Here is a 7,693-nt window from a genome sequence, read left to right on the forward strand (position 1 = left end):
TTATTCTGTAATGATTCCTTTATGTACACAACATGAGTCACGATTTTCGCATATACACCACGTTCCGCCCCGCCCCACACTTCATCAGCAACCCCTCTTCAATGAAGAGGTTCAAATCCGTAATGGCCTGCTTCACGCTGCGTCCCGTCAGACGGACATACTGTGCGCGGTTGATGCAAGGCTGTTCCTGACGCAAATAGTCGTCGAGCAGGCGGAAACGCTGTTCCACGGACAGGAGCGATGCAGAAGAAACGGATTGTCCGGCCGACTTCGGGGCACGCTCCAGCTGCATCTTCTTATCCAGCTTCCTGTAGAACTTCTTTCCCAGGCGGAAGTTCAGACCGCGAAGCATCACCGAAGCGGCACGCAGCTCTTTCTTTTCCATCACTTCACGGCGGCAAGCCAAGGCAGGCGTGAAATAGCCCAACTCGCCAAGTTCCACCGTCCAGCCATCGGCAAGGCAGTCGCACAACTCGTCTATGAACGAAGCCATCGCCCCCTCCAGCACGCTGCGGCTGATACCGGTGAAGAGATGTACACGGTTCAGAAATTCTTTCCGGTCGATGGTACCCTTGGGAATGAAACGGGCGTAAAGAGGCTGTTGCTCACCGGTTTGGCGAACATCAGGCTTTTCAAAAAGATCATAATATGCACTCATCTCTATATGTTTTTCTTACGGATACCCTACGCTTGTGAAACATGGAGTACCGGAGTTAAGCTATTCCACCGCTACTTTTATCCCTTTTCCTTGCGATGGCCAAGGATTTTCGCAGCAGACATTTATTCTTTCCACCATGGAGAAACTTTCTTTCCTCCGTGGGGAAATTTTCTTTCCATCATGGCAGAAAGAAAGTTTCTCCATGGTAGAAAGATTTAGCATCCACAGGCAAATGTACTAACATCAGGCAAGAAAAACAATAAAGTTCCCAAGAAAATCTCTCACTTGTTCACCACAAAGTTCCGTATCTGGCACTCCGCCCTTCCGCCTTTCGCCACGCGCAGGCGCAAGATGTGGCGCGCCGGGGCGAGTTCCGTCTCAAGCATGTACACCCAAGGGATATAGAGCCGATGGCTCCAGTCGGTGAACGTATCCAACCGCTTGAAGGGGGCGCCATCCACGCTGTACTCCAGCACACAGGCTTGCGGACCGGCCACGCAGAAGATGCCCACAGCACGGCCTTCGAAGGGGAAGGCGTGGGGTGTGCTGCCGGTGGATGACCTACTTCTTCTGATAGTCGGGTTGGTTGCGGACGATGAAATCGACCACGGCTTCGGGCTGCTCCAGACTATGAGGATGATGGTCGCAGCCGGGTTTCAGGATGATTTCCACCTGCCCGCCCAAGGCACGGTAACGTTCGGCAACAACTTTCATGTTCTCTTCGTAAGGTACCGTCCGGTCGCTGTCGCCGCAGACGCTGATAACGGGAACGCCTGCACGAACCAGGGGAGCCAGATTGTCTATCGGATTACCCTTGAAGTTGTTCATCTCCTCTTCTTTCAATCCCCACTCTTCGAGCAGACCTTTCCACAGTTCACGGTGTCTGCCAGGCCAGCTGAACACGTCGCAAACGGGAGCATCGACATAGATGCATGCCACTTTATCGGGATTCTTCGCTCCCCAGTTGAAGGCAAAAAGTCCGCCACGGCTGAAACCCTCCAGCGTCACATGGGAAGAAAGGCGGTAGTTACGGCACATCACATCGTAGAAATCACTGCCCAAACGTAGGGCACGAGGGCTTCCATAGAGGTGTGTCAGGTCATAATATACGACATGGAATCCTTTCTCCAGCAAAGCCTTATCCACCGCAGGGAAGGCTCCGAAAAAAGCCGGGCGCCATATCCAAGGACGTCCTTCAGCTGCCCGTCGGGGCACGACTACCGTGGCTTGGCGCATATTGCAGAGAAAATCGTAACGGTCGAAACCTTCCCATTGCGACTTCTTTCCAGGAAAGGGTTGTGTGGTATCAATGGCAGGTGCTTCATTGCCGGTCAGCGTGCGGTAAATCTCGGCGGCTATCAGCGCGGCACCTTTCTCGTTGGGGTGGATGCCGTCGACATAATAATCGGGATGCGGCTCCAACACCTTATAAAGGTCGATGACAGGCAGGCGGCGTTTCTTTGCCACACTGCGTATCAGGGGAATAATGTCGGTAGTGATGATGCTGTCGCGTATACCGAAGTTCAGCTGCACCGCAGGCACGGGCAGACAGAGGTAGACTTTCGGTTTCGAAGGCAGTGCTTCGAGTTTGTCCAGCATTTCGTTCAGGTCGGTCTTGAACTCCTTCCCATAGCACCAGTTCCAAGGTTTGCTGTCGTTCGTCCCCAGCTTGATGGTGACAATATCCGGCTCAAATTTCAGCAGGTCGAAGAAGAGAGGTTCGTGCATATAAGGACGGTCTCCCTTGTTCAGTAGTACGCGACCGCTGATTCCAAAATTGCGGACGTCGTACTCTTTGCCCATAAATTGGGAGAGCATACCGGGATAACTATTCTGGAAGCGGTTCTTGATGCCCCAACCGTAAGTGATACTGTTGCCCACGCAAGCTATCTTTACAGGCTTCTTCTCTTGCGCCGCCACACAAAGGCTAATCAAGCACAAGCAAATCAAAAGAATATTTCTCTTCTTCATGACATTAACTTTAGTTTTCTGTTTTATCATCGCAAATATACGTATCTTTACATCCCGAACATTATAAATTCATGCCTTTATCATCTCAATGCCTGTTTTTGATACAAATAAGACAGAAAAAGAGACAGCAGTGACAATCGCACGGCTCAAGCTGGTGAGTTGGTGAGTTGAAAACTTACAAACTCAAATTGGCATAAGAATAAAAAAATGATGTATCTTTGCCGCGATTTCAATGAAGGGGTGCCTTAATACAACGGGCTGAGATCATACCCATTGACCTGATTCGGATAGTGCCGACGTAGGGAAAAGAAGAAAAGTTCCCCCTTTTCTTAATTTATTCATTAAAGGAATTACGAATGAGAAGAAATGCAATGATTGTTTGCCTGCTCATGGCAACAACAGGTGCCTTTGCACAAGCACCAGAGAAAGACAGCTTGCAGACTGTAGGTCTGCAGGAAGTAGAAGTTATCGCCACTCGTGCCACAGCGCATACGCCGGTGGCATACACCAACCTTTCCAAAGAACAACTCAAAAAAGCAAATACAGGCGTGGATATGCCCTATCTGCTGACCTTCACTCCCTCGGTGCTGACCACGAGCGATGCAGGCGCGGGCATTGGCTATACCTCCATCCGAGTGCGCGGCACTGACGCCACCCGCATCAATGTCACCACCAACGGCATACCGATGAACGACGCGGAAAGCCACTCCATCTTCTGGGTCAACACGCCGGACTTCGCCTCCTCCCTGCAAGACGTGCAGATACAGCGCGGAGCAGGAACCTCAACCAACGGCGCAGGAGCCTTCGGCGCCAGTATAAATATGCAGACGCAAGGCATATCGCCCACTCCATACGCCGAATTTTCCGGAAGCTACGGTTCGTTCAACACCCACAAAGAGACCGTAAAAGCGGGCACAGGCATCATCAACGGTCATTGGGGATTCGACGCCCGGCTCTCCAACGTCAGTTCTGACGGGTACATAGACCGTGCCTCTGTGGGACTGAACGCTTACTTCCTGCAAGGAGGATACTATACCGACAACACCAGCATCCGGCTTATCACTTTTGCCAACAAGGAACGTACTTACCACGCCTGGAACTATGCCAGCAAGGAGGAAATGGAGCAATACGGCCGACGCTACAACTCTTGCGGACTGATGTACGAAGACGAGAAAGGGGTGCAACACTTCTACGAAGACCAGACGGACAACTACATCCAAAAGCACTACCAACTGCTCTTGAACCACCGCTTCAACTCCCAATGGAACATGAATATCGGGCTGCACTACACCAAGGGCGACGGTTACTATCAGGAATACAAGACCCGCCGCACACTTGTGGAATACGGGCTGTCCCCCTTTGTGTACGATGATAAAGAGGTGACGAAGAGCGACCTCGTACGCAAGAAAGCCATGGACAACAAGTTTGGCGGAGGTATCTTCTCCTTCACCTACAAGGGCGACCGCCTGCAAGCCACCCTCGGCGGTGCCCTGAACCGCTACGACGGCGACCACTTCGGACGGGTATTGTGGGTGAAGAGCTACGTGGGCGACCTGAATCCCGACACCGACTACTACTTCAACAACGCTACGAAGAACGACGGCAACATCTACCTGAAAGCCAACTATGAACTGGCGAAAGGAGTGAACGCCTACATGGACCTGCAATACCGCCACATCTGCTACAAGATAGACGGCACGAACGACAAATACAACTGGCTGGCTTCGGAGATGCAACGGCTGGACATCCACGAAGACTTTGGTTTCTTCAACCCCAAAGCCGGACTTTCGTGGCAAATCAACCCGCATCATCGTCTCTTTGTCTCCTTCAGCGAAGCGCAGAAAGAACCTACGCGCAACAACTATACCGACGGTCGCTTCGACGAACATCCCAAGCCGGAACGGCTGTTAGACTACGAACTGGGCTACACATTTGCCGGCAAGACATTCCAGGCAGGTGCCAATCTCTACTATATGGACTATAAAGACCAGCTGGTACTGACAGGCGAGCTGAACGAGATAGGCGAAGCGATGGCAAGCAATGTACCGGACAGTTATCGTATGGGCGTAGAGTTGATGGCAAACCTCAGGCTTCCTTGCGGTTTCACATGGAACATCAACGCCACACTGAGCAAGAACCGCGTAAAGAACTTCACCGAAACCCTCTTCGAGAACGAAGAGGCAGGCACCGAAGCTTGGGTCATCAACCACGGCAATACTCCGCTCTCTTTCTCACCGGACTTCATTCTGAACAACCGCTTCGGCTACACCTACAAGGGCTTCGAAGCCTCGCTTCAGTCGCAGTATGTCAGCAAACAGTACATGAGCAACGCCAAGCAAGAGGAGTGCACGCTGGATGCCTACTTTGTGAGCAATCTCGCCCTCGCCTACACTTTCAAGCTGCCGAAAGTGAAATCAATGACCGTCGGTTGCACCCTCTACAACCTCTTCAACGAGAAGTACGAAAACAACGGTTATGCCGGAAGCGGTTACTATTATGATGGCGACCGGAAGGTTCGTTACAACTATGCCGGCTATGCCGCACAGGCAGGTACCCATCTGCTCGCCCACGTGTCCATCAACTTCTAAAGAACCAAAGAGAGAGAACAGGAATGGAACTGCTGGAAATCATTGGGACAATCGTAGGGCTGATATATCTCTGGCTGGAATATCGCGCAAGCATCTATCTGTGGATAGTGGGCATCATCATGCCTGCTATCTACCTCTATATCTATTACAAAGCAGGGCTTTACGCCGACTTCGGAATCAACATCTACTACCTCATTGCCGCCATCTACGGCTGGACTTGCTGGCAGGTCTCCTCTTTCAAAGCCCGGAACGGGAAAGAAAAACCGGGTAACGTGAAGGAAGAAGCGGAAAGTAACATGAATGAAAGGTCGGAAAAGGCAAAAACGGCAACAGAAACGCCCATCACTTATATGCCCCGCCGCTATTGGTTGCCCCTCACGGCAGTGTTCGCACTAGCGTTCTTCCTTATCGCCACGATACTGATAAACTTCACGGACAGCGATGTGGCGTGGTTGGACTCTTTCACTACGGCACTGAGCATCATAGGCATGTGGATGCTGGCAAAGAAATATGTAGAGCAGTGGTGGCCGTGGATTGCAACGGACATCGTAAGTTCGGGTCTGTACATCTATAAAGGGCTTTACTTCACGTCTGCCCTCTATGCACTATACACTATCATTGCCATATTCGGTTATTTAAAATGGAAAAAATTAATATGTGTGAAGCAGTAATCATTGCCAACGGCGACTATCCGTCCTCTCCGCTTCCTCTGCAAATCGTAGAAGAAGCTCCCTACGTAGTCTGTTGCGACGGAGCAGCAAACGAATACATACGTCAAGGGAAAGTGCCCGACATCATCATAGGCGACATGGATTCGCTTAACAAGGAGTATCAGCAGCGATACGGCAACCTCCTCCACGCCATCAGTGAGCAGGAGAACAACGACCAGACCAAAGCCGTGCGCTTCCTTCTGGAACAAGGAAAACGACGCATCGCCATCGTCGGAGCAACGGGCAAACGCGAGGATCATACCGTGGGCAACATCAGTTTGCTCATCGAGTATATGCGCCTTGGAGCCGATGTCCGCACCTATACCGACTATGGTGTTTTCATTCCCTGCCAAGGGAAGCGGATCTTTCCCTGCCGCGCAGGGCAGCAAGTCTCCATCTTCAATTTCACTGCCCGCAAGATGCAGAGCCAAGGGCTTGTCTATCCGCTCTACGCTTTCACCAACTGGTGGCAGGGTACTCTTAACGAATGTATCGGCAGCGAGTTCACCATCGAAGCAGAAGGGGAATATCTGGTGTTTTTCAATGTATAAGCCTCCATATAAACAGGCGTAGCAGAGAACTTGAAAACAGGCAAAATGCATGCTTAACCATAAAAACAATAGGTAAAAAATATATCTTTGTGACTGAGAATACTAAAAAACATATTATACTCGTTTGGCAGAATTATCTTAGCACATTGTCAACTCTGCCCAATAGGTTTCTCATTTTAGGTTCCTATAGTTGGTATATGCAACAACTAAACGAGCCTTTCTAATATAAAAACAGTTAAGATATATACTTCGGAATGTTTCATCAAAAGAAGGAGGTAATTATGTTATTTTTCATTTGTGTACTGATCTGGCTTTTCCTGAGTTGCGCTAAAGAAATGACCGGAAGAAACGGATTCTGAAAAGAACAATAACCCTGAAGTTTGCTTGTTCAGCAGGGACAACAGGGTCTTACGCTTGCAAATATAGGCATTAATTTCTCTATTTGCAAGAGAAGATTCATTTTTAAACTTATATCAAATGAAAGTCTTCATGTGTCATCCCTTTGGAATGTACGGCGATGCTGTGTTCGATAAAATCTTTCTCCAAGCCCGCATCTCCATTAATCTTCACTGTATCAACATCTGAACTGAGTATGCTGTCAGCTAATTGAGACAGTCGGACAATCCCTCCACGAATTGTTTCGATCTCACATTTGTAAGAGATAGGTATATAGCCATCCGGGGACGTGACAAGATGACGTGTGGTTTCGGCAATCTTGTCCGTAGCCTCAAGCATATATTCACAATATAGCGCAGTCTTGCCGATAGTATCGTCAGTGTCTGCCGAACTATTCCGGACTTTCTCACTGATTATGTCAATGGTTTCTGACCCGATTCGATGATTCTTGCAAACGGCTATACTGTCATTGTTTGAAAGACATTTCAACGCTTTGTCGATAATCGGACCGCATGACTGCATCGTCATAGTCAAGCAAGACTTTTCAACAGGACGGGCGGGGATAAAACAATACATTTCCTTGACCTTACGTCTGCGGATATGCCGTCGCAACATAACGATGATTCCGGCCAGAGCCATTATCGAGAGAACTGTAACGTACATGATTTATAGTATTTCTTTGATACAAAGTAACCGCATTTTTATTTCACGTTTATATCGGAAATATTAGATAAATATTAAATCTATCAGTCAATTACGACATAAAAAAGATGGGAGATATGCACTCCCATCTCAACCTTAGGAACAATCTTTTTTACC

5 protein-coding genes, 1 pseudogene and 1 riboswitch are annotated in these 7,693 nt (G+C 49.3%); of the genes and pseudogenes, 3 read left to right on the forward strand and 3 right to left on the reverse strand.

Annotated features, from left to right (window positions below; all coding sequences use genetic code 11):
- Window positions 1-37: 37 nt before the first annotated feature.
- Window positions 38-658, reverse strand: coding sequence for a DNA-binding protein (locus QZ323_RS07190; RefSeq protein WP_294633931.1), 621 nt, complete (start codon window positions 656-658; stop codon window positions 38-40).
- Window positions 659-939: 281 nt separating this feature from the next.
- Window positions 940-2,629, reverse strand: a pseudogene (locus QZ323_RS07195) (GDSL-type esterase/lipase family protein).
- Window positions 2,630-2,855: 226 nt separating this feature from the next.
- Window positions 2,856-2,951, forward strand: a riboswitch (TPP riboswitch).
- A 34-nt stretch (window positions 2,952-2,985) separates the two neighbouring features.
- On the opposite strand from QZ323_RS07195, the gene QZ323_RS07200 reads away from it, so the two are divergent.
- From QZ323_RS07200 to QZ323_RS07210, 3 genes are read left to right on the forward strand one after another with little or no spacing between them, the layout of a single operon-like run.
- Complete coding sequence (locus tag QZ323_RS07200; protein WP_294633932.1) at window positions 2,986-5,217, forward strand: TonB-dependent receptor; 2,232 nt, start codon at window positions 2,986-2,988, stop codon at window positions 5,215-5,217.
- A gap of 23 nt (window positions 5,218-5,240) precedes the next feature.
- Window positions 5,241-5,888 carry a nicotinamide riboside transporter PnuC gene (pnuC, locus tag QZ323_RS07205; protein ID WP_294633933.1) on the forward strand — a complete coding sequence of 216 codons (648 nt, stop codon included), beginning with the start codon at window positions 5,241-5,243 and terminating at the stop codon, window positions 5,886-5,888.
- Window positions 5,873-6,478: a thiamine diphosphokinase gene (locus QZ323_RS07210; RefSeq protein ID WP_294633934.1), complete on the forward strand. Its 606-nt coding sequence runs from the start codon at window positions 5,873-5,875 to the stop codon at window positions 6,476-6,478. Before pnuC ends, QZ323_RS07210 begins: the two co-directional genes overlap by 16 nt.
- Before the next feature lie 468 nt (window positions 6,479-6,946).
- Here the strand turns inward: QZ323_RS07210 and QZ323_RS07215 are convergent, their stop codons facing one another.
- Window positions 6,947-7,537: a hypothetical protein gene (locus QZ323_RS07215; RefSeq protein ID WP_294633935.1), complete on the reverse strand. Its 591-nt coding sequence runs from the start codon at window positions 7,535-7,537 to the stop codon at window positions 6,947-6,949.
- Window positions 7,538-7,693 lie beyond the last annotated feature (156 nt).

It is taken from the genome of uncultured Bacteroides sp. (assembly GCF_910585845.1).
Lineage (GTDB): Bacteria > Bacteroidota > Bacteroidia > Bacteroidales > Bacteroidaceae > Bacteroides.